The following is a 19,362-nucleotide window of genomic DNA, read 5'->3' on the forward strand; positions in this document are numbered from 1 at the left end:
GAGATGACGGAACCGACGGCGTTCCGGCCGGCGAGACGAGAAACACTATGAACCGTGGTGGTCGATTCCCGCGTATGTTCGATAAATCGACGTGGATTAAGCTGCCCCGGAACGTGCTTCAGGGCCACGGCGTGCTCGACGACCTCTCGGCCGCGGTCGACGAGCTGTACCTCTCCGGCGACCCGTTTCTCGTCACGAGCCCGTCGCCCGACCGCATCGCCGGCGACCGGGTCCGCGACCAGTTCGACGGCATCACGTCTATCTCGCTCGACCGCGCGAGCTTCGAGTCGGTCGAGCGCGTCGTCGACGCGGCCCGCGAGGCCGACGCGGGCTACCTCATCGCCCTCGGCGGCGGCAAGCCAATCGACGTGGCGAAGATGGCCTCCGACCGCCTCGACTGCGGTTTCATCTCGGTCCCGACGGCGGCGAGCCACGACGGCATCGTCTCGGGTCGGTCGTCGATTCCAGAGGGCGACACCCGCCACTCGGTCGCCGCCGACCCGCCGCTCGCGGTCGTCGCCGACACGGAACTGCTCGCAGAGGCCCCGTGGGAGCTCACGACCGCCGGCTGCGCCGACATCATCTCGAACTACACCGCGGTCAAAGACTGGGAACTCGCCCACCGCCTGAAGAACGTCGAGTACTCCGAGTACGCGGGCGCGCTCTCGCAGATGACCGCCGAGATGCTCGTCGGCAGCGCCGACTCCATCAAACCGGGGCTCGAAGAGTCCGCGTGGATCGTGACGAAGGCGCTCGTCTCCTCGGGCGTCGCCATGTCCATCGCCGGCTCCTCGCGGCCCGCGTCGGGCGCGGAACACCTCTTTTCGCACCAACTCGACCGCATCGCGCCCGGAAGCGCCCTCCACGGCCACCAGGTCGGCGTCGGCTCCATCATGACCGAGTACTTCCACAGCGGCGCGCGCGGCGAGTGGACCGACATCCGCGACGCCCTGTCGACGATGGGCGCGCCGACGACCGCGGACGAACTCGGCATCGACGACGAGACGATTATCGAGGCGCTCACGACCGCCCACGAGATTCGCGACCGCTACACGATTCTCGGCAACGGCGTCAGCGAGGAGGCGGCCATCGAGGCCGCGACCATCACGGGCGTCATCTAAGCCCACCTTTTTAGCCTCGGGTCGCGGAGCGACCGCTCGGCGCAAAAAGTTCGTGTCGCGACGTGGTGGTCTCGGGACCGGGTGAACTCTGAAGGGCGAGCGCCCCGGGCGCACAGTATGGAACTCGTCGAAGCCACCGCAGCGGACCTCGACGCGCTCGTCGAGCGTTGGTATTCACTCGCGAAAGCGATGGAAGCACACGACGAACTGAACGCTCTCGCCGCGGATGTCACCGAAACCGCCGTCGGTGGCTTCCGCGCCCATCTCGATGACGAGGCGGTCACCGACTATCTCGTCGTCCACGAGGGCGAGACAATCCGCTTCGTCACGCTCCGCGAGGACCACCACCCGTCCCGGCAGTACGCACAGTCCCTTCGAATCGTGAACCTCGCTGTCGATGACGCGTCCCGGAACCAGGGTTACGGCACGGACATCCTTGCACGAGTGAAAGACATCGCCCGCGACCGAGGGTGCGACCACCTCACGGTCTCCTGTGAATGGCAAAACGAGGATGCACGCCGATTCTACCGTGACGCGGGGTTCCGACCGAAGCAAGTCGACTTCGCACAGCCGCTGGAGTGAGTCGACTCTTGGTGGTACCGCTCTCAAACGCCGTCCGGAACCCGAAGACGGAATACGTCGTCTTCCCAATCCCCGGCCATGGCAACTGCGAGCGCAGACAACCCCCTGAAGGAACACCCCGCGGCCGCGACCGCCGTCCTCTCGGTGGTCGGGTACGCCCTCGTCATCGGGACGTTCCTCGGCGTCGTCCCCGGGAGGGTCTTTCCCGACCTGTCGCTCCCACAGGTGAATCTCCTCTCGGACGCCATCGCCGTCGTGAACACGGTGAACGTCCTCGTCATCGCGGCGGGTTGGCGCTGGATTCGTCGCGACGAGGTCCGGAAGCACGCGGCCGCGATGGTCACGTCGTTCGGCCTCATCCTCGTCTTCCTCGTGATGTATCTCGCGAAAATCGGCGGCGGCGGCACCAAGGAGTTCGTCGGCCCCGCGTTCGCGTACTACCCGTATCTTGCGATGCTGGCGATTCACATCATCCTCTCTATCGTCTCGGTGCCGGTCGTCCTCTACGCGCTCATCCTCGGGATAACCCACTCCGAGCGCGAACTCCGGACCGAGACGCCCCACCGGAAGGTCGGCCGTATCGCGGCCGGCGCGTGGCTCGTCTCGCTCGCCCTCGGCGTCGTGACGTACCTGCTTCTCAACCACGTGTACAGTTGGGAGTACACGGTCACCGCCGTCGAGTCCGCGGGCGCGCTCCTCGCGCCCGTCGTCGGGGTCTGAGGCGCGTCGCCCCGGCGAACCGTTCCCCCGCGGCGCTCCGGTTCCCGGTCGCGTCGCGTCCTCGAAAACTGTGGATTTTTATTGCGCGGCGTAGTGGCGGCGAATATGCGAGTCGCGCTCGTCTCGATGTACACGACGCACCACGAGGAGACGGGAGCGACCAGACGGCTCCGACGAACGGCCGAACTCCTCGCCGAGCGCGACCACGAGGTGACGGTGCTCTGTGCGAAGTGGTGGGACGGCGAGGTTGCCGAGTTCAAACAGGACGGGGTGACCTATCACCGCGTGACTGACACGCCCGCCGTCGGCGGCTTCGCCTCCCGCGTCCCCTTCGCCCTCCGCGAGGTCTCACCCGACGTGATTCAGGTCGCGAGCTACCCGCCGTCGCACGTCACGGCGGTCAGGACCGCGGCGCGGTTCCTCCGGACGCCGGTCGTCGCCGACTGGTGGACCCGCGACGACCGCGGCGGCTCGCGGGCCTACCGGCGGGCGGCGAAGTCCCCGAACGCCGTCTTGGTCCCCTCGGAGATGGTCCGCACGCAGGTTCGCGAACTCGGCGCTGCGGTCGATTCGACCCATCTCGTCCCCGAGCCCATCAACATGGACCTCGTCCGGAGCGCAGACGCCGATGAGCGCGCGGACGTGGTGTACGCCCGCGACCTCGACGAGCACGCGAACGTCGAGAGCTTCCTCCTCGCGCTCGCGGAACTCCGCGACAAGGACTGGTCCGCGGTCGTCATCGGCGACGGCCCCGAGCGCTCGACGGCCGAACAGACCGCCCGCGACCTCCGCATCGACGACCGCGTGGAGTTCCTCGGCGAACTCTCCGCGAACGAGGCGGTGCCAATCATGAAGGGCGCGCACGTCTTCGCGCAGACCGCGACGGTCGAGCCCTTCGCGACGAACCTGCTGTGGGCGCTCGCCTGCGGCTGTGTGTCCATCGTCGAGTATCAGGCGCGGTCGTCGGCCCACGAACTCGTCGAGGGGCGCGAGCGCGGGTCGCTCGTCACGAGTCCCCAAGAGCTGGCGGACGAAATCGTCGCCGCCCGCCGGTACGACCACGAGACGGTCGACGACGACTTCGCGCGCTACGACTTCCGACGGGTCATCGAGCAGTACGAATCGGTCTACGAGACCGAGCGCGACGACTACGGCTTCTTCTGAGTCGACCGCCGTGGCGGCTGTCGCGGTGGCGGCCGTCGTGACGGCGACCGAAGTCGGGCGAGCGCGGCCGCTCGCGACTGGCAAAAATCGAGAGGAGTGACGACCGCGTCAGTCCTGGACGTCGTAGTCGCCGCCGTACTTCATGAAGAAGTACGCGAGGCCGAGCGTCGCGATCATCGCGAACGTCGTCGCAACGCCGAGGGACTTCGCGCTGTCGGGGACCTGCGGGCGGCTCGGGCCGCCGCCACCGCCGGTGCTGACGGTCGGCACGTCGCCGCCGACGGCGACCGCGCCGAGCATCCCGAGCGCCTCGTGGGGCACGCAGTGGTACTTCGTGATGCCCGCGTCGCCCTCTTCGAAGGTGTACTCGTAGGTGCTTCCGGCCTCGGAGACGGCCGCGCCGGAGTCGAGCGACGCGCCCTCGCTCGCGACGACGTTGTGGCCGCCGCCCTCGCCGGTCCACTCCCACGTCACGGTCGTGCCGGTGTCTATCCAGACGCCCGCGGGGGAGAACGCGAGTGCGCCGCCGTTACCTTCTGCGCCCACTTCGATGGTGACCTCGCTTTGGCCGCGGAGGTCTTCGTACCCTCCGTCGATGCCGTCGAGGTGGCCGCCGAAGTCCGGTTCTTCCGTCTGCGCCGCGGCCGTGCCGGAAGTGGCGGCGACCGCCGCGCCGCCAGCGGCCGCCCCGAGGAACGCCCGCCGAGACATATCCACGTTGCCGTCGGTCATGTCCGCCGCTTGGTGTGGGCTTGTAGTGAATACTTTGGTTCTCGTCCGCCGGTCGGGGGTGTCGCGCCTCGATATAGGGGGGTGACCCCGCGATGTCGGCCGCGCCGACGAGGGTCGCTTCCGGGCTCGTCTTCCGAGGGTCGCTTACAGCGTGTAGTCGAACTCGCCCGTCTCGCTCTCCAGGAAGGCCGTCAGGAGGTCGATGTAGGCGACCACGTCGTCCTCGTGGACGCTCTCGGTGACGGTGTGGAGGTAGCGCGTCGGCATCGAAATCGCGCCGACGGGCTTCGCGCCGTAGCTGTTCTGGAAGCCGCCGGTGTCGGTGCCGCCCGCGGGGAGCAGTTCCATCTGGTAGGGGATGTCGTCGTCCTCGGCCACGGCGCGGAGGCGGCGGTGGACCTTCGGGTTGGCGATGGCGCTCGAATCCTTGAGCTTGATGCCCGCGCCCGCACCGAGTTTCGTGACGTGGTCGGCGGGGTCGAAGCCGGGCACGTCGTTGGCGACGGTGGTGTCGAGGCCGAGCGCGAGGTCGGGGTCGAGGTCGACGCCGAGCGCCTGCGCGCCGCGGAGGCCGACTTCCTCTTGGACCGTCGCGGCGAAGTGAATCGTCACCTCGGGGTTCTCGATGCGTTTGGCGGCCTCCAGCATGGCGAACAGGCAGACGCGGTCGTCGATGGCTTTCCCCGTCACGTGGTTCCCCATGCGGACGGTCGTCTGTTCCATCGTCACGAGGTCGCCGACGGAGACGGTCTCCTCGACGGTCTCGGCGGGCAGGCCGAGGTCGACGTACACGTCCTCGACCTTCGGCTCCTTCTGCTTCTGTTCTTCCGTCAGCGTGTGCGGGGGAACCGAGCCGATGACGCCCGTGAGGTCTTCGTCTTCCGCGTGGACGGTCACGCGCTGGGCCTTCAGGACGCGGGGGTCCCAGCCGCCGAGGGCGTCGAGTTGCAGGAAGCCCTCGTCGTTGACGTGGCGGACCATGAAGCCGATTTCGTCCATGTGGGCCGCGACGGCGACCTCGTAGTCGCTCTCGCCTTCGATGGTGCCGACGACGTTGCCCATCCCGTCGACCCGGACGGAATCGGTCGTCGCTTCGAGGTCCTCGCGGACGAGCGCGCGGATGCGGTCTTCATAGCCGGGGACGCCGCTGGTCTCGGTAAGCTGCTTCAGGCGGTCGAAGTCGAACTCCATGCGAGTGCATGAATTGCCGGTGTAGATAAGTCCATCGGTCCCGGGCGACCGTGCCGGCACTCGATGGTCCGCCGCGCCGTCTCGGAAGAACTCTAAATATAGTCATTGTTTTTCCGGAACGCTTTTCCAGTTCTCTCCGAAGGTACACCGTATGTCCGATACCGAATCTCAGCTCCGCGAGCAGTTCATGGACGCGTTCGAAAACGCGGATTTCCCCGTGGAAAATCAGATGTCGCTCGTCCCCGCGCTCCCGAACGGTCCGGGCACGAAGTTCAAGACGGACGACGTGACCGTCACGGCGATGGAGCTGGCCGCCAAGCTCGGCAAGCATCAGGATTTCCCGTACGAGGACGCCGAGAGCCTCGTCGACGACATCATCGCCGGCCTCAAGGCCGAAGGCATGATCTGAGTTCGGTCGTCGCGTGACCGAGACGAAACGCGCGCTCTGGGACCGCTTCGTCGACCGCTTCGTCGACGCCGCGGACCCGATTTCACTGTTCGAGACGACCGCCGACGGGACCGTCGACACCATCGCGTACGGTCGCTCCGGTCGGCGGACGCTCCGCCGCGGCGAACGCATGGAGCGGCGGCTCCGCGAGGCCGGCGGCCGCGTCGTCACCGACTACGACCGCCGCGAGGGCCGCTACGAGGGGCTCGTCTACATGATGTACACCCTCGCCGGCGACGAGGTCGTCCCCCGATACCTCGGTAAGTGCGGGAAGTTCGGCGCGTCCGGCACCGACCTCAACAGCAATCTGCGGAACGTCGACACCAACGACGGCAAACTCGCGCGCTGGGGCTACGGGAACTACTACCACTTCGGAGACCTCTCGTCGGCCGCCTTCCGCGACGACGGGCCGGGGAAGTACGACCGCTGGCTGGACGCGCTGTTCGCTTCGACCGACCCGCCGCGGCTCCGCGAGCCGGTGTACTTCTGGGTCGAACCGTGGGCGGTCGGCACGGAGGGGCCGTACCCCGACACGCGGCCGTACCTCGAAGAACTGGAGTACCAACTCATCGGCATCGCCTTCGAACTGTACCCCGAACGCCTGCTCAACACCGAGGGCGTGCCGACGAACCCCGAGGCGTACGCGAAGATGCGCGGCTGGACCGACCGCGAGGACGCCCGACTTTCGGACTTCTGACACCCAAACCGATTTCTCGTCGCCGGGGCAATTCGAGGTATGCGAACGTACGACATCGAGCGCTACCTGAACATCAGGAGCGCCTACGGCGCGTCCTTTTCGGCCGACGGCGAGCGCCTGTCGTTCCTCATGGACACGACGGGCGTCCCGCAGGTCTGGACGGTCGATTCGCCCGGCGCGTGGCCCGAACAGCGGACCTTCTACGAGGAGCGCGTCACCTTCGCCTCGTGGTCGCCCGAGCGACCCGAACTGGCTTTCGGCATGGACAACGGCGGCAACGAGCGCGCCCAGCTGTTCCGGCTCGAACCCGACACCGGCGTCATCGAGAACCTGACCGAACACCCGGACGCCAAGCACCGCTGGGGCGGCTGGAGCCACGACGGCGAGCGGTTCGCGTTCACCTCGAACCGCCGCGACAACGCCGTCTTCGACGTGTACGTGCAGGCCCGAGACGGGACCGGCACCGACGCCGAACTCGTCCACGAGGGCGACGGCTGGCTCACCGTCGGCGGCTTCTCGCCCGACGACTCGAAGCTCATCGTCCAAGAGGCGTACTCGAACTTCGACCAGGACGTGTCGGTGCTCGACCTCTCCACGGGCGAGTTGACCCACCTCACGCCGCATCAGGGGACGGTCCGCTTCCAGAGCCCCGAGTGGGGTCCCGACGGCGAGAACGTCTACATGGTGACCGACCGCGGGAGCGACACGCTCGAACTCGTCCGCTACGAACTCGCCTCCGGGGAGTTCACCACCGTCGAGACCGGCGGTGACCACGAACTGGACGGTCTCAGCATCGACCGCGACTCGCGCCGACTCGTCTACTCGCGGAACGTCGAGGGCTACACCGAACTCACCTTCGGTGAACTCACCGCGCCCGACCGCATCGACGCGCCCCCCCAACCCGACCTGCCGAACGGCGTCGCCGGCGGCGTCTCGTTCTCCCCGGACGGCGAGCGCGCCGCGGTCACCGTCACCGCCAGCGCCGACACCGCGAACGTCTACGTGGTCGAGTTGGCCACGGGCGACGCCGAGCGGTGGACGCTCGCGGCGACGGCGGGCATCCCGCGGGACACGTTCGTCCCGCCCGAACTCGTCCGGTATCCGACGTTCGACGGCCGCGACATCCCGGCGTTCTTCACGCTCCCCGAGGAGTCGCCGGAGGGGGAGACGCCCGTCATCGTGGACATCCACGGCGGGCCGGAGTCCCAGCGCCGGCCGTCGTTCTCGGCGGTCAAGCAGTACTTCCTCTCGCGGGGGTACGCCTACTTCGAGCCGAACGTCCGCGGCTCCGCGGGCTACGGGAAGGCCTACGGCCACCTCGACGACGTGGAAAAGCGGATGGACTCCGTCGCCGACATCGAGGCCGCCGTCGAGTGGCTCCACGACCACCCGGCGGTCGACCCGGACAAAATCGTCGCCATGGGCGGCTCGTACGGCGGGTTCATGGTGCTCGCGGCGATGACCGAGTACCCCGACCTCTGGGCCGCCGGCGTCGACATCGTCGGCATCGCGAACTTCGTGACGTTCCTCGAAAACACGGGCGACTGGCGGCGCGAACTCCGCGAGGCGGAGTACGGCTCGCTCGAAGACGACCGCGAGTTCCTCGAATCCATCTCGCCCATCAACAACGTCGAGACGATTCGCGCGCCGCTTTTCGTCCTCCACGGCGAAAACGACCCGCGGGTGCCGGTCAGCGAGGCCCACCAACTCGTCGAGGAGGCGAGGGAACACGCCCACGTCCGCGAACTCATCTTCGACGACGAGGGTCACGGCTTTACCAAACTGGAGAACCGCGTCGAGGCGTACTCTCAGATAGCAGACTTCCTCGACGAGTACGTCCGGAGCGCGCCCGCCGCGGACGACTGAGGCGGACCTACCTTATTTTCCGTTAGAGTCAAAGCGCGGGACATCGAATCCCCGTCTATGAGCGCGGACTCCGAACAGCGAACGATCCGGTGTCTCATCGCCAAGGTGGGACTGGACGGCCACGACCGCGGCGCACACGTCATCTCTCGCGCCTTCCGCGACGCGGGATTCGAAGTCATCTACTCGGGGTTGCATCGCGCCCCGGACGAAATCATCCAGGCGACGGTCCAAGAGGACGTTGACGTGCTGGGTATCTCCATTCTCTCCGGCGCGCACAACACGCTCGTCCCGAAGGTGATGGCCGGTCTCGAAGAGTACGGCGCGCTCGACGACACGCTCGTCATCGTCGGCGGCATCATCCCCGAAGAGGACCGACCCGGTCTCCTCGAAGAGGGCGTCGACGCCATCTTCGGCCCCGGCACGCCGATGCAGGAGACCATCGACTTCGTGAAGGAACACGCGCCCGAGCGACCGTGACGATGAGTCGGGCGGTCGAATCCGACCTCGTCGAGCGACTCCTCGACGGCGAGCACCGGGCGCTCGCGCGCGCCATCACGAAAATCGAGTCGCAGTCGCCGGGCTACCGGGACATCGTCTCGGAACTCCACGCGCACACGGGCGACGCGTCCGTCGTCGGCATCACGGGCAGTCCGGGGGCCGGCAAATCGACGCTCGTGGACAAACTGGCGAAGTACTACCGCGACCAGGGCGAGACGGTCGGCGTCATCGCCGTGGACCCCTCCTCGCCGTACACCGGCGGGGCCGTCCTCGGCGACCGCATCCGCATGGCCTCGAACGTCGGTGACATGGACGTGTTCTTCCGGTCGATGAGCGCTCGCGGCCAGCTCGGCGGCCTCTCGACCGCCACCGCGGACGCCGTGAAGGCGCTCGACGCCTTCGGGAAAGACCGCATCATCATCGAGACGGTCGGCGCGGGACAAAACGAGGTGGACGTGGTGAAGACCGCCGACACGGTCGTCGTCCTCGTCCAACCCGGCAGCGGCGACGACGTGCAGATGCTCAAGGCGGGCATCCTCGAAATCGGCGACGTGTTCGTCGTCAACAAGGCCGACATGGAGGGCGCATCGCGTACCGTCGCAGAGTTACAGGAGATGATTCACCTCCGCGACGACCCGCGGGCGAACCTCGATACGGGCCACCACGGGGCCGCGGCGTTCGACGACGGCCACGGCGGCGGTCACGGCGGGCACGCGGACGCGAGCGACGCCGAAAGCGACGCCGAGGGTGACCCATCCAACGCCGACGAACCCCTCGTCTGGACGCCGCAGGTCCTCGAAACCGTCGCCACGACCGGCGAGGGAATCGACGAGTTGGTCGAGACGCTGGACGACCACCGCGACTACCTCGACGCCTCCGGCGAGTTGGCGGAGAAGGCTCGCAAGCGCGCGGGCGAGGAGATTCGACAGCTCCTCCGAAGCGACGTGAACCGGCTCCTCGAAGCCGAACTCGACCGACGCGGCGGAGTCGAGGAGTTCGCTCAGGCCGTCGTCGAAAAGGAGACCGACCCCTACGCGGTCGCTGAAGACGTGCTCGAACCGCTCCGGGAGTGTCTGGACGACCGAGCCGACTGAGCCGACCGAGGCCAAGACGACGTTTGCCCCGCCCACCATCCCGCCACGGGCGGGCGAATTAAGGCCACCGCGCGCCATCTACGTGACATGAAACTCCGACGAGCCATCGGACTGGCCGCCGCCGGCGTCGGCCTCACCGCCGCGGCCAACGCGGCCCTCTCGAAGCGCGTTGAACCCCTCGAACCGCCGCTGTCCGGGTCGCACGGGACGTATCGCTGGCGCGGCATGGACGTGTCGTACGTCGAGGCCGGGAGCGAAGACGACCCGACGCTCGTCTGCCTCCACGGTATCAACGCCGCGGGGTCGTCCGGCGAGTTCCGCGAGGTGTTTTCGACGCTCGCCGAGGACTACCACGTCGTCGCGCCCGATCTCCCCGGGTTCGGCCTGTCGGACCGCCCGGCGCTGTACTACTCGCCCGCGCTCTACGAGGACTTCGCCGGCGACTTCCTCGCGGAGTACGACGACCCCGCGGTCCTCGCCTCGTCGCTCACCGCGGCCTATGCCGTCGCCGCCGCGGAGCGGGACGACGTGTCCGTCTCGCGGTTCGTCCTCGTCTGCCCCACGTCGCGCGGCGGCCCCGACCCGAAGGAGTGGCTCCGCGAACTCGTCCGCGCGCCGGTCGTCGGCGAGGCGCTGTTCAACGTCGTCGCCTCCCGGCCGTCGATTCGCTACTTCAACGCCGACCACGGCTACTACGACCCCGAGAAGGCCGGCGAGGAGTGGCAGGAGTACGAGTGGCGCACGGCTCATCAGGAGGGCGCGCGCTTCGCGCCGGCGTCGTTCATCTCCGGCTACCTCAACACCGACATCGACCTCGGCGGGGCGCTGGCGGCGCTCGACGTGCCGACGACGCTCGTCTGGGGCCGCGAGAGCGACATCACGCCGCTGAAGCGGGGCCGCGACCTCGCGGACGCCGCGGACTGCACGCTCGTCGTCTTCGACGACGCGATGCTGCTCCCGCACGTCGAGTTCCCGAACGCCTTCGTCGACACCGTCCGCGACGCCCTCGACTGAGCGTCGCGTCCCGACCGCAACACAATCCGTGATTTGAACCGATGCTCGACTCCCTCTCGCTGTTCTCGCTGTTTCTGTACGGAGCCATCGCGCTCCTCGCGGCCGGCTTCTGGGCGTGGCTCCTCGGGTCGTACATCTTCGGCTGGCGCTCGCCGCTGGAGGCCGTGGAGGCGCGCGACGAGTAAGTGGCCGCGGCGCTACTCGCTCGCGGGCCGGAACACGACCAACCGCTCGTCGGTCGTCGCGTTCTCGCCCACGCCGACCGAGACGGTCGTGCCGAGGTCGACCTCGTCGGCGGGGAGGTCGCGGACGACGCCCGTGAGCTTGACCGGGCCGAACGACGCGACGGCCGTCACGTAGGGCGCTTCGTCTGCGAAGTTCGGCGCAGGGACGTGCACCTCGGTAAAGGTGAGAACCTCGCCCGTCGCCGGGAGCGGTTCCTCGGTCAACTCGGCCGCGCCGCAGTGCGGACAGGAGCGCCGCGGCGGCAGCGACCCGTGGCCGTCGGGACACGCGAGATAGTACCCCTCGCCGTCCGCGATTGCGGCCAGCCACTCGTCGTAGCCGGTGTCGGTCATCGGTCCACCTCCAGCACGTGGACGACCGCGCTGGCGACGGTCCCGCCCGCGTTGTGGGTGACGCCGACCCGAGCGTCGGGGACGGCGTCGCTGTTGCCGTGGTCGCCGCGGAGGAGCTTCGTCATCTCGACGACTTGGGCGGTTCCCGTCGCGCCGACGGGGTGACCCTTCGCCTTGAGGCCGCCCGAGAGATTCACCGGGAGGTCGCCGTCGCGGGTCGTCTCGCCGCGGGCGGCCGCGCCGACGCCCTCGCCGTGGTCGTAGAGGCCGAGCGATTCGAGCGCGAGCACCTCGGCGATGGTGAAGCAGTCGTGGACCTCGGCCACGTCCACGTCGTCGGGGCCGATACCGGCGTCCGCGTAGGCGGCGTCGGCGGCTTTCGTCGCGGCGGGCGTCCGCGCGAGATGGGGTCTGTCTTGGAGCGCGGCCTTGTCGCCGCCCTGTCCCGACCCGGTGACGGTGACGGGCGCGTCGAGCCCGTGTCGCTCGGCGTAGTCGTCGCTGACGAGGACGACCGCGCTCGCGCCGTCGGTGATGGGACAGGCGTCGTAGAGGGAAAGCGGGTCTGCGACGACGGGGCTTTCGAGCGCGTCGTCGACCGTGATTTCGCGGTGGAACTGCGCGTAGTCGTTCTGCATCGCGTTGGCGTGGTTCTTCACCGCGATGTGCGCGAGGTCTTCGCTGTCGCCGCCGAAGGCATCGAAGTACGCGCGGGCCATGAGCGCGTACGCGCCGGGGAACGTGACGCCCGCGCGGACCTCGAACAGTTCGTCCGCGGCGATGGCGAGCGACTGCGTCACCTCGGCGGTCCCGAGGTTGTTCATGCGCTCCATGCCGCCGGCGAGGACCACGTCGGCCGCGCCGCTCCGAATCGTCGCGACGGCCTGCCGGAAGGCGACGCCCGCGGAGGCGCAGGCCTGTTCGTAGCGGGTCGCGGGGCAGTCGAGGCCGGCGGCCTCGGCCATGACCGGCCCCTGATGGCCCTGCTTCTCGGCGAGTTCGCCCATGAAGTTGCCGTAGAAGATTTCCTCGTAGTCGTCGCGGGAGACGCCGGCGTCCTCGCGGGCGGCGAGGGCGGCCTCCGCGAACAGGTCGCGGCCGGTTCGCTCGGGGTGACTGCCGAACTTCGTCAGTCCGACCCCGGCGATTCGCACGTCAGTCATGGATGAACGTACGTGATAGATGGTCCTTGAACCTGCCGCTCGCCCGCGGGCGGAGTCGCGGTTCGGCTCTCGCTCCCCCGCGCCCGCGGCCGCGACGCGACGAAGCGAGCGTCCCGCCGGTGTCGGCCGATTTCTCCGTCGCATCACCGCCGCGTTTTCGACCCATCGCAACCGTTACCACGGTCCCGCGAGACGGTCCACTATGAGTGACTGGATAGGCGACACGTTCACCAGCGAGGTCGGCTGGAACCACTTAGAGCGGCTCGTCGACATCGGCAACCGGATGACCGGCTCGCCCGGCGAGCGCGAGGCGATGGAGGCGACGCGAGACGCCCTCGAACGCGTCGGCGCGCGGAACGCCCGCATCGACCCCTTCGAGATTCAGGGCTGGGAGCGCGGCGACAGCGCCGTCTACGCCGCCGACACCACGCAGGACTGCATCGCGCTCCCGCGCAGTCCCGCCGGGACCGCGAGCGGCGAACTGGTCGACCTCGGTTACGGCCTGCCCGAGGACTTCGACCGCGACCTCTCGGGGAAGGTCGTCGTCGTCTCCACGACGGTGCCCGACCACTACGACCGCTTCATCCACCGCCGCGAGAAGTACTACTACGCCGTCGAGGCCGGCGCGGCCGCGTTCGTCTTCGCCAACCACGTTCCCGGTCAACTCCCGCCCACGGGGAGCGTCGGCACCGCCGACGCGCCCATCGGTGACATCCCCGCGGTCGGCGTGAGCAAAGAGGTCGGCGCGCGCCTCCGCCGTCGGTTCGACGGCGACGAAGTGACCGTCGACGTGACCTGCGAAGCACCCGCGGCCGAAAGCGGGAACGTCCACGCCGAACTCGGCCCCGACACCGACGAGGAGGTGCTCGTCACGAGCCACCTCGACGCCCACGACATCGCCGAGGGCGCGATGGACAACGGCGCGGGCACCGCGATGGTGGTCGAAGTCGCCCGCGCGCTCGCCGCCCGCGAGGACGAACTCGACACGCGCGTTCGCTTCGTCTGCTTCGGCGCGGAGGAGGTCGGCCTCGTCGGCTCCGAGTACGAGGCCGAGCGCCTCGGCGACGACCGGGCGAACGTGAAAGCCATCGTCAACAACGACGGCGTCGTCGCCGGGCGGACGCTCAAGCTCACCACCCACGGCTTCGACGAACTCGAAGCCGCCGCCGAGACCGTCGCCGAGCGGTTCGACCACGACGTTTCGACGCTGCCCGAACAGCTCCCGCACAGCGACCACTGGCCGTTCGTCGCCCACGGCGTCCCGGCGTACATGGTCGGCAGCGAAAAGGAGGGCCGCGGCCGCGGCTGGGGCCACACGCACGCCGACACCATCGAGAAACTGGAGTCGCGGACGCTCCGCGAGCAGGCGATTCTCCTGACCGAACTGACCGTCGAACTCGCCGACGCCGACCGCGAGATACCCCACGCAGACCCCGCCGACATCGCGGCCGCGCTCGAAGCCGAAGACCAAGCGGAAGGCATGAGAGTCACCGGCGACTGGCCGTTCTGAGGCGCCGGCGACGCACAGCACCCGCCCGACCCGCCCGACCGCCCGACCGCTCGGCCCGCGCCGCCCGACCGCCCGGCCCGCGCCGCCCACCACCGGACCGAACCACGAGGGCTTTTATTCGCCGCGGCGTAGCACGGGACGATGCTACGGGGGCTCGCCGCGGGTGGACGACGATGAAATTCGGTATCGTCGGTGACGACTCGGTCGCCACCGCCGTCAGAGCGGCCGGTGCGTCGGTCGAATCGGAGCCGGCCGACGCGGACGCCGTCGTCGCGGTCGGCGAGTCGGCGCTCTCGACGGTCGCGCTCGGCTCCGAGTGGGCGTGTCCGGTCGTCCCCGTCGACTGCGGTGCGCCGTGGGCCACGCCGCGGCGCGACCTCGAAGCGCGGCTGTCCGCGTTCGCCGCGGGCGACGGCCGGGTCGTCGACCATCCGACGCTCTCGCTCCGTGTCGGCGGCGACGCGGTGGGCCGCGCGCTCCTCGACGCGATGCTCGTCACGAGCGAGCCGGCGCACATCTCCGAGTACGGCGTCGCCCACGCGGAGGCGGCGGTCCCGTTTTCGTCCGACCCGCCCGACGAGTCGCGCGCGGCGGCGCGCTGGACCTCGGTCGACGAGTTCCGAGCCGACGGCGTCGTCGTCGCCACACCGCTCGGAAGCTCCGGCTACGCGCGCGCCGCTGGCGGCGCGGTCGTCGGCCCGGCCGCTGGGCTCGCGGTCGTTCCCGTCTCGCCGTACGCGACCCAGACGAACTCGTGGGTTCTCCAACCCCCGGTCAGACTGTCGGTCGAACGCGACGACGCGCCCGTCTCGCTCGTCGCCGACGACGAGGTCATCCGGGAAGTCTCTCCGTCGGAGTCTGTGGTCGTCGACCGCGACGGGAGCATTCCGCTTCTCGTCGAGTGAACGCCTCGCCCGCCCGTGATTCCGGACTCCAAGCGGCGGCGCTCGACGTGACGAAAATACGTGTTCCTCGTGCGCGGTGCGAAGCGCGACGCGGAAAAGCGAGCGTCGCGGGCTTAGACGATGAGGCTCCAGTAGTCCGAGACGAGGAAGAAGAGACTCTGGAACCCGGCGTACAGGAGCACGAGCCCCGCGGCGACGAGCGAGCCGTTCGGGCGTTCGAGCGGTTTGTCGGTGCGGGCTTCGACCTTGCGCGCTTCGAACTCGAAGAAGTCGGTGACGAACATCCCGACGACCAGCACGGACAGCACCATGCCGCCGTGCGGCTCGACGACCAAGAAGAGGAACGAGGTCACCACGAGCGCGCCCGAAGTGATCGTGTGCGGGAGATACCGGGAGATGGCCTCCTCACCACCCTCCTCGGCCTGCCGGACGTGCGACCGATGGCCGAGAAAACGCGTCGCGAAGTTCGCAAGCACGAGCACGAGCGCCACGTGCGGGACGACCGGTTCGACCGCCGCCAACTGGTCGAGCGGGACGAGGAACTGTAATGGGTGCATACAGGACCGTCGGGGCGAGACTCATTAGAGTTTTTCCAATCCGACGCGGGAGACCGCGCCGAGCGCAACCGCTATTCTGAGGGACTTTTCCGCGACGCGAATCGAAATGAGAGGAGCAGAGACGGTGTCGTGTCGGCTTACTGCGCGTTGCGGCGCTCTTGGAGCGCGTCCATGATCTGGTGTCCCGCCGGGATGAGCACCCAGAAGGTGAGCGCGCCGAGGAGTGCGAACCAGAGGAACACGTCCATCAGGGTGACGCCGATGATGTTGAACAGTCCCTCGGTCGCACCGGACTCCAGCGGTGCGATGAGCTGTTGGGTGCTCTCGAAGCTGGTCGTCCGGTACCACGACGCCAGCACCAGCCACGCGAGTCCGGAGCCGGTCAGGATACCCAGACCCTTGATGAATTCGTCAGCCATTGTTCGAGTCTTCGCCGGAGTCCTCTTGAGACTTTCCCATTCCTTGGGCGCGAAAGCGAGTGCCGAGCGTGTAGACGACCGCGCCGAACGCGATGATGCTCAGCCCGACGACCGCGAGCGCCGTGCTGAGTAGCCCGTCTGCGACGCCGATGCCGAGCGCGCCGAGCGCGCCGGCGACGACCGCGCGGAGGGCGCTCACTTGTAGCGTCGCAGCGTCGAGGAAGACGAAGCCGAGAACCACGCCCACGACGGCGATGAGCGTCGAAAAGACGGTAATCGTCTTGTAGAGCCGCATTGGAACGACGATGTCGCGCCGGCCGCGGCGTCCGCGCTCCGTCCCGTCGCTGTCGCCGGTCCGACCGGTTGCGTCGCTATCTGTCATCAGTAACGCTAAGAAGGGACGGTTGGTAGTGGTTCCGCTCTATTTCGGCGGGCGAAGCCGGTAGTAGCGGCGGTTGAGGTTGTACATATACCCCTCACGCATCGTCTTCAACACCGCGTAGGTGATGGTCCCGAAGACGAACGGCAGCAGGAACGTCAGGTCGAACAGCAGGTCGACGTTCATGGGCATGAGGTTCTTGATGGCCAGCAGCGAGATGGTGAATGCGAACACCACGCCGAAGACGCCGACTGCGGACCAAAACGGCTGTTCGACGGGTCGCCGGGCCGAGCCCTTGTTGAGGAAGGGCACGATGGCGATGAAGCCGACGACGACGCCGTTGGCCAGCACGCCGTACGTGCGGTCGGCCATCAGCATCTGATCGCCCAGAATGGCGATTTCGGGGTTGAGCGGACCGAGTTTGAGCAGTCCGAACGACCAGTAGAGATACCAGTCGGGCAGGATGACCGCCGGCGTGCTCGACGGGTTCGCGGGGCCGCCGATGTGCGGCGGCATCGTCGCCGAGAGGAACAGAATCATCCCGACGAAGAACGACGCGATAGAGAGGTTGCGGACGGTCTCGTGAGGCCACGTGGGGAACGCGAGCACGTCGCGTTCGACGTAGTCGGACTCCGTGCGGAGGTCCTGGTCTTCGCGACGTGCGCGCTCGAAGTACTCGTAGGTGAGCCGAGAGAGGCCGGTCTTGCGAGCCTTGCGCTCGCTCCATGTCGGCGTCTCGTCGTCCGGGGCCACGATGCCCGCGCCGTCGGATCGAATCTCCTCGTTTTCGGGTTCGTTGTCGCTCATAGTTGTCACCTCAGTGCGGCTCCGCGATGCCCTGCACCCACACGATACCGATGTGGATCGCGATGAGCGTCGTCACGACGAACGGGAGCAGGAACACGTGAATGATGTACATACGCTGTAACGTCGACTGGCCCAGCGAGAAGCCACCGAACAGGAGCTGTGCGACCCACTCGCCGGCGAGCGGGACCGACAGCGCCATCTCGACGCCGATCTGCCCGGCCCAGAACGCGAGCTGGTCCCACGGCAGGAGGTATCCGGTGTACCCGAACACCATCGTCAGACTGATGAGGACGATGCCGAGGAGCCAGTTCAGCTCGCGGGGTTCCTTGTACGACCCCGTGAAGTAGACACGGAGCATGTGCAGGAACACGGCCGCGACCATGACCTGCGCCGCCCAGCGGTGGACGGAGCGGAGCATGAAGCCGAACTGCAGGTCGCGCATGATGAACTCGATACTGTTGTAGGCCGTGGTCGGGTCGCCGGTCGTCGCGGGGGAGTAGTAGAACCCGAGAAGGGCCCCGCTTATCGCCGCGACGACGTACGCGAGCGTCGAGAACAAGCCCAGTGTGTACAGGGGGTACCAGTACCAGAACTTGTTGTCGAGGTTGTACTGCTCGGTGTGGCTCTTCGGCATCTGGAGGTTGACTCGGTAGTAGAGCGTCTCCAGAAGCTCTAGATAATCGACGATGCGGAGTCGCTTATCCAGCCAGATGAGCGTGGTGAGGAAGGTGGCCTCGACCGGAGTGAGGTCCTTCTTTTTCATCCAGGCCTTGTGGTCGTAGTCGTCTTTGCGTTCGAGACTCATTGTTTATCGCTTGTAGTAGGGGTACACCGCGCGCTTGACCTGTTCCCACGCGTCATCGCTGCTGACGGTAACACCGTCGACGTCCTCCTCGCGGACGTAGAGGTCCTCCCACTTGCGACGCCGCTTTTTGACGATCATCACGTCGGGGAGGAACTCCTTGCGGTACAGCGCGAGGATGAACGCGAGGTCCACGAAGATGACGGCGAGGATGCCGCCGAGGAACATGTTCCCCGTGTCGGTCAGTCCCCAGCCCGAGACGAAGCCGTACGTGAAGAGGAACACGAACACGACCTCGATGACCGTCAGGAGGACGATTGCGATGGCCGCGGCGGTGCTCTCTCGCGCCGGTTCGTATCGGTGAATGTCACCGTATGTGCTGCCGGTCGAAGACATTATTCGCCACCTCCGGTGTTACCCGTATTTGGGGACTCGCCGTACTTCAAGATGAAGAACGTGTAGATGATGGTGACGAGGATGCCGAGAATCGTCGCCGACCCGACCCAGTGGGCCTGAATCGGGACGCCGAGTTCGTGCAGTTCCTTCTCGCCGCCACCGCCGGTGCTGATAGTCGCCACGTCGTCGCCGACGGCGACCGCCCCGAGCATGCCGAGCGCCTCGTGGGGCACGCAGTGGTACCTCGTGATGCCACCGTTCTCGAACGTGAACTCGTAGGTGTTTCCGGCCTCGGAGACGGACGCGCCGGAGTCGAGCGACGCACCCTCGCTCGCGACGACGTTGTGTCCGCCGCCTTCGCCGGTCCACTCCCACGTCACGGTCGTGCCGGGGTCGATCCAGATGCCAGCCGGTGCGAACGCCAGGTTCCCGCCGTTGCCGGACGCGCCGACCTCGATAGTGACCTCGCTTTGGCCGCGGAGGTCTTCGTACCCTCCGTCGATGCCGTCGAGGTAGCCACCGAAGTCGGGCTGAACCTGCGCTCCACCGCCGCCTTCCTGCGCAGCAGCGGTCCCGGCGGCAGCGGTCGCGGCGGCTGTCGCACCGCCAGCCGTTCGGAGAAACTCCCGCCTTTTCATACGGTCGTTCGTCAGGATGGGACGCGCTTAAACCCACCGACTATGCCGTCACGGAGGTGGTTTACGAGGTGGGTTCGGGCC

At 67.8% G+C, this 19,362-nt stretch carries 24 protein-coding genes; 13 read left to right on the top strand and 11 right to left on the bottom strand.

Translation table 11 applies throughout. The features are described from left to right. Positions 1 to 74 precede the first annotated feature (74 nt). From E4P24_RS04485 to E4P24_RS04500, 4 genes are all read left to right on the top strand, one after another. Entirely contained in the window at positions 75 to 1,121 is a 1,047-nt protein-coding gene (locus tag E4P24_RS04485) for an NAD(P)-dependent glycerol-1-phosphate dehydrogenase (RefSeq protein WP_004044114.1), read from the top strand. Between the two features lie 117 nt (positions 1,122 to 1,238). Further along, positions 1,239 to 1,703, top strand: coding sequence for an N-acetyltransferase (locus tag E4P24_RS04490; RefSeq protein WP_188148172.1), 465 nt, complete (start codon positions 1,239 to 1,241; stop codon positions 1,701 to 1,703). Between the two features lie 78 nt (positions 1,704 to 1,781). Then, positions 1,782 to 2,423, top strand: coding sequence for a DUF420 domain-containing protein (locus tag E4P24_RS04495; RefSeq protein ID WP_004044113.1), 642 nt, complete (start codon positions 1,782 to 1,784; stop codon positions 2,421 to 2,423). 105 nt (positions 2,424 to 2,528) lie between these two features. Continuing rightward, positions 2,529 to 3,587 carry a glycosyltransferase family 4 protein gene (locus tag E4P24_RS04500; protein WP_004064325.1) on the top strand — a complete coding sequence of 353 codons (1,059 nt, stop codon included), beginning with the start codon at positions 2,529 to 2,531 and terminating at the stop codon, positions 3,585 to 3,587. 108 nt (positions 3,588 to 3,695) lie between these two features. Here the strand turns inward: E4P24_RS04500 and E4P24_RS04505 are convergent, their stop codons facing one another. Then, entirely contained in the window at positions 3,696 to 4,319 is a 624-nt protein-coding gene (locus E4P24_RS04505) for a halocyanin domain-containing protein (RefSeq protein ID WP_004044111.1), read from the bottom strand. Between the two features lie 144 nt (positions 4,320 to 4,463). Then, positions 4,464 to 5,510 (bottom strand): M42 family metallopeptidase, encoded by a 1,047-nt coding sequence (locus E4P24_RS04510; RefSeq protein WP_004044110.1) that lies wholly within the window; start codon positions 5,508 to 5,510, stop codon positions 4,464 to 4,466. Positions 5,511 to 5,661: 151 nt separating this feature from the next. Between E4P24_RS04510 and E4P24_RS04515 the strand changes: the two genes are divergently transcribed. From E4P24_RS04515 to E4P24_RS04545, 7 genes are all read left to right on the top strand, one after another. Next, positions 5,662 to 5,919, top strand: coding sequence for an MTH865 family protein (locus E4P24_RS04515; protein WP_004044109.1), 258 nt, complete (start codon positions 5,662 to 5,664; stop codon positions 5,917 to 5,919). Between the two features lie 13 nt (positions 5,920 to 5,932). Next, the gene (locus E4P24_RS04520) at positions 5,933 to 6,655 is read left to right on the top strand and encodes a hypothetical protein (protein WP_115802299.1); all 723 of its coding nucleotides are present in this window, start codon (positions 5,933 to 5,935) and stop codon (positions 6,653 to 6,655) included. Between the two features lie 39 nt (positions 6,656 to 6,694). Further along, entirely contained in the window at positions 6,695 to 8,521 is a 1,827-nt protein-coding gene (locus E4P24_RS04525) for a S9 family peptidase (protein WP_188148173.1), read from the top strand. 57 nt (positions 8,522 to 8,578) lie between these two features. Then, positions 8,579 to 8,998, top strand: coding sequence for a cobalamin B12-binding domain-containing protein (locus E4P24_RS04530; protein WP_004044106.1), 420 nt, complete (start codon positions 8,579 to 8,581; stop codon positions 8,996 to 8,998). A gap of 2 nt (positions 8,999 to 9,000) precedes the next feature. Further along, the gene (gene meaB, locus E4P24_RS04535) at positions 9,001 to 10,113 is read left to right on the top strand and encodes a methylmalonyl Co-A mutase-associated GTPase MeaB (RefSeq protein ID WP_006600555.1); all 1,113 of its coding nucleotides are present in this window, start codon (positions 9,001 to 9,003) and stop codon (positions 10,111 to 10,113) included. Between the two features lie 87 nt (positions 10,114 to 10,200). After that, positions 10,201 to 11,127: an alpha/beta fold hydrolase gene (locus E4P24_RS04540; RefSeq protein ID WP_004044104.1), complete on the top strand. Its 927-nt coding sequence runs from the start codon at positions 10,201 to 10,203 to the stop codon at positions 11,125 to 11,127. 41 nt (positions 11,128 to 11,168) lie between these two features. Then, the gene (locus tag E4P24_RS04545; protein WP_188148174.1) at positions 11,169 to 11,312 is read left to right on the top strand and encodes a hypothetical protein; all 144 of its coding nucleotides are present in this window, start codon (positions 11,169 to 11,171) and stop codon (positions 11,310 to 11,312) included. A 12-nt stretch (positions 11,313 to 11,324) separates the two neighbouring features. On the opposite strand, the gene E4P24_RS04550 is transcribed toward E4P24_RS04545, so the two are convergent. After that, positions 11,325 to 11,705 (bottom strand): Zn-ribbon domain-containing OB-fold protein, encoded by a 381-nt coding sequence (locus tag E4P24_RS04550; protein ID WP_115802300.1) that lies wholly within the window; start codon positions 11,703 to 11,705, stop codon positions 11,325 to 11,327. Continuing rightward, positions 11,702 to 12,868 (bottom strand): thiolase domain-containing protein, encoded by a 1,167-nt coding sequence (locus E4P24_RS04555; RefSeq protein ID WP_115860243.1) that lies wholly within the window; start codon positions 12,866 to 12,868, stop codon positions 11,702 to 11,704. Before E4P24_RS04555 ends, E4P24_RS04550 begins: the two co-directional genes overlap by 4 nt. Positions 12,869 to 13,070: 202 nt before the next feature. Between E4P24_RS04555 and E4P24_RS04560 the strand changes: the two genes are divergently transcribed. Both E4P24_RS04560 and E4P24_RS04565 read left to right on the top strand, forming a co-directional pair. Then, entirely contained in the window at positions 13,071 to 14,378 is a 1,308-nt protein-coding gene (locus E4P24_RS04560; RefSeq protein ID WP_188148175.1) for a M28 family peptidase, read from the top strand. A gap of 173 nt (positions 14,379 to 14,551) precedes the next feature. Continuing rightward, on the top strand, positions 14,552 to 15,283 hold the full coding sequence (locus tag E4P24_RS04565) for an NAD(+)/NADH kinase (RefSeq protein WP_188148176.1): 732 nt from the start codon (positions 14,552 to 14,554) through the stop codon (positions 15,281 to 15,283). A gap of 113 nt (positions 15,284 to 15,396) precedes the next feature. Here the strand turns inward: E4P24_RS04565 and E4P24_RS04570 are convergent, their stop codons facing one another. The 7 genes from E4P24_RS04570 to E4P24_RS04600 form a co-directional block, all read right to left on the bottom strand. Beyond that, positions 15,397 to 15,840: a hypothetical protein gene (locus E4P24_RS04570; protein WP_004044098.1), complete on the bottom strand. Its 444-nt coding sequence runs from the start codon at positions 15,838 to 15,840 to the stop codon at positions 15,397 to 15,399. 137 nt (positions 15,841 to 15,977) lie between these two features. After that, positions 15,978 to 16,259, bottom strand: coding sequence for a hypothetical protein (locus tag E4P24_RS04575; RefSeq protein ID WP_004044097.1), 282 nt, complete (start codon positions 16,257 to 16,259; stop codon positions 15,978 to 15,980). Next, complete coding sequence (locus E4P24_RS04580; RefSeq protein WP_004044096.1) at positions 16,252 to 16,641, bottom strand: hypothetical protein; 390 nt, start codon at positions 16,639 to 16,641, stop codon at positions 16,252 to 16,254. The genes E4P24_RS04575 and E4P24_RS04580 overlap by 8 nt, the downstream gene beginning before the upstream one ends. A gap of 39 nt (positions 16,642 to 16,680) precedes the next feature. Beyond that, positions 16,681 to 17,445 carry a cytochrome bc complex cytochrome b subunit gene (locus E4P24_RS04585; protein ID WP_004044095.1) on the bottom strand — a complete coding sequence of 255 codons (765 nt, stop codon included), beginning with the start codon at positions 17,443 to 17,445 and terminating at the stop codon, positions 16,681 to 16,683. Between the two features lie 10 nt (positions 17,446 to 17,455). Then, positions 17,456 to 18,250, bottom strand: coding sequence for a cytochrome bc complex cytochrome b subunit (locus tag E4P24_RS04590; RefSeq protein ID WP_004044094.1), 795 nt, complete (start codon positions 18,248 to 18,250; stop codon positions 17,456 to 17,458). A gap of 3 nt (positions 18,251 to 18,253) precedes the next feature. Then, positions 18,254 to 18,643: a hypothetical protein gene (locus E4P24_RS04595; RefSeq protein WP_004064315.1), complete on the bottom strand. Its 390-nt coding sequence runs from the start codon at positions 18,641 to 18,643 to the stop codon at positions 18,254 to 18,256. Next, entirely contained in the window at positions 18,643 to 19,281 is a 639-nt protein-coding gene (locus tag E4P24_RS04600; RefSeq protein ID WP_188148177.1) for a halocyanin domain-containing protein, read from the bottom strand. The genes E4P24_RS04595 and E4P24_RS04600 overlap by 1 nt, the downstream gene beginning before the upstream one ends. Positions 19,282 to 19,362 lie beyond the last annotated feature (81 nt).

The organism is Haloferax sp. AS1 (genome assembly GCF_014530665.1).
GTDB lineage: Archaea > Halobacteriota > Halobacteria > Halobacteriales > Haloferacaceae > Haloferax > Haloferax volcanii.